The sequence below is a fragment of the Lacrimispora brassicae genome (assembly GCF_054772055.1).
Genome location: NZ_BRYH01000005.1, coordinates 1 through 2170 on the forward strand (window position 1 = coordinate 1; position 2170 = coordinate 2170).

Annotated in this window: 3 protein-coding genes; 1 reads left to right on the forward strand and 2 read right to left on the reverse strand. The window is 35.7% G+C overall.

What is annotated here, in order from left to right:
• Positions 1–576 (forward strand): restriction endonuclease subunit S (locus ACYVD3_RS03030; RefSeq protein ID WP_460641036.1); only part of this gene is annotated, 576 nt, incomplete at its 5' end.
• Between the two features lie 6 nt (positions 577–582).
• Here ACYVD3_RS03030 and ACYVD3_RS03035 read toward each other — a convergent pair.
• Positions 583–1530, reverse strand: coding sequence for a site-specific integrase (locus ACYVD3_RS03035; protein WP_460641037.1), 948 nt, complete (start codon positions 1528–1530; stop codon positions 583–585).
• A 76-nt stretch (positions 1531–1606) separates the two neighbouring features.
• The coding region (locus ACYVD3_RS03040; RefSeq protein ID WP_460641038.1) for a restriction endonuclease subunit S domain-containing protein at positions 1607–2170 on the reverse strand (564 nt) is incomplete at its 5' end.

Sequence of the window (2170 nt, forward strand, 5' to 3'; positions counted from 1 at the left end):
AAGCGGAAGTTTGGGGAGATGGTTGAAAAACTGAAATCATATTCATTGTCTCGCGATGTTGAAACCAAAGAAGAAACCGGCTACAGATATATTCATTACGGGGATATTCATAAACAAGTAGCTGACCTAATAGTAACTGATGAACAGTTACCACGTATTAAAATCAGTGACTATATACCTCTTAACCGTGGTGATTTGGTTTTGGCAGATGCTTCAGAAGATTACACAGGAATTGCGGAACCCAGCATTATTCTTCATGAACCACAAGAAAAAATTATTGCTGGCTTACATACTATAGCATTACGTCCACAAAATACGAACGCTCTATATTTATATTACTTACTTCATACGGATACGTTCAAAAAGTACGGATGTAAAGCAGGAACAGGTCTGAAAGTATTTGGCATTACCTTCGACAATCTATCAATTTTTGAAACGACTATTCCAATTGTTGAAGAACAAATCGCTATAGGATACTTTTTCTACAATTTTGATTGTATTATTGAAAAGCAAAAAATAAAATTGGATAGGTTGAAACAGCTCAAATCGGCATACCTACAAAAGATGTTTGTATAAAGGCGCTTACAGCGCCTTTATATTTACCTCCAAAGTAGACAAATGATTCATAATTTTGTCATTGTCTTGATTCTCTAACTCACGGATAATGTGTAGGTAGGTTTCTTGGGTCGTAGTAACGCTGGAATGCCCCAATCGTTTAGCAATACTGGCGATGGAAACACCTGCAAAAATCAAAAGTGATGCATGAGTGTGACGAAGACTATGTATTGAAATCACAGGGACTCCTGCTGTTTTGCATAAGTATTTTAATCGACTATTGACCGTTGAATTAAAAACTCTTCCCTGTACAAAAATTAGCTCATCAGCTGCTAAATTCTTGGTTATTATTTCAATATTTACAGCTAAGAAGGGATCTATTGGAATGACACGCTTAGAGGAGGTGTTTTTCGTGTCCATAAAACCACCCTCAGCACCTTTATAATTCCATGTTTTTGTTATGCTAATTTTATGGCTGCAAAAATCAAAATCGTTTGGCGTTAACGCAAGTGCCTCCGAAAAGCGAAGTCCTGTTTTGGATATAAGTAGAATAAGCCAATCCCAATTTGGGCTATCTGTAAGTGATAAATTTTTCAAAAGAGATTGTAATTCAAATTGACTTAGGTATTTACTTTTTCTTTTTGTGGCCATCTTACCTTTTATAACAACCTTACGGGTGGGGTCTGTTGTCAACAGACCTTCGTCAACAGCATCTAAAATTGCACTTTTTAAGTGATGGTGAAAATCCATTGTCGTCTGCCTCTCATGAGTTTCAGCATAATCATTAAGTAAGGTTTGGTAGTTTCGTTTATCCAACTCACAAATTTTTAAATTGGGAGAAAGTTCGGTAAGCCTTCGCAATGTCATTAAGTATTTTTGATATGTAACAGGACGAACAGCGCCATGCTTATATATTTTTATCCATTCGGAAAAATACTCATAAAAATATTGTGGTGTTCTTTTGTTCGTAATCATAAAAAAGCCTCCTAAAATAGTTTGATGATAAAGTTAACATCTCTATTATAAAGGAAGCTTCAAGTGTTGCTACATACTATACAAACATCTTTTGCAAGTATGCTGATTTTAGTTGTTTTAGTTGGCTAAGTTTCTGTTCCTGGGCCATAATTTGTCCATCAAGCATTAGAAAGAAATCTTCAATTACAGCTTGTTCATTACTATTAGTCGGCATTGTCAGCATAGTATCAAAAAAATCAGATGTGGCAATATTGAGCAATCCATGATTTCTTGCGCCTTCTGCTGCGTATTGTGCCACTTCATTATGCCAATGAGTTGTCTCATAATATTGCGCCAAAAATCCGGAATCAATATTGATGGGTTTAAAAACGATGTACAGGGTAGATAAAACTCCCATTTCATAATTTTCGAGTCGCTTAACTGCTCCCCAAGGATAGCCTTTAGAATAACTTTTATTATATGCGAATTCACCATTTTTCACGAGATAATAATTGCTTACATCTTTGCTTGCAACTTCTTGCTGGAAAAAATCTTTTTGAGCAAGAAGGCCGTACTGCGCTGATATTGTTAGTGCCAGAGTGCTTTCCAGTCCTTTATTTTTTCTTTTTATGTGTTCAACAACATCCCCCAACTTACACAT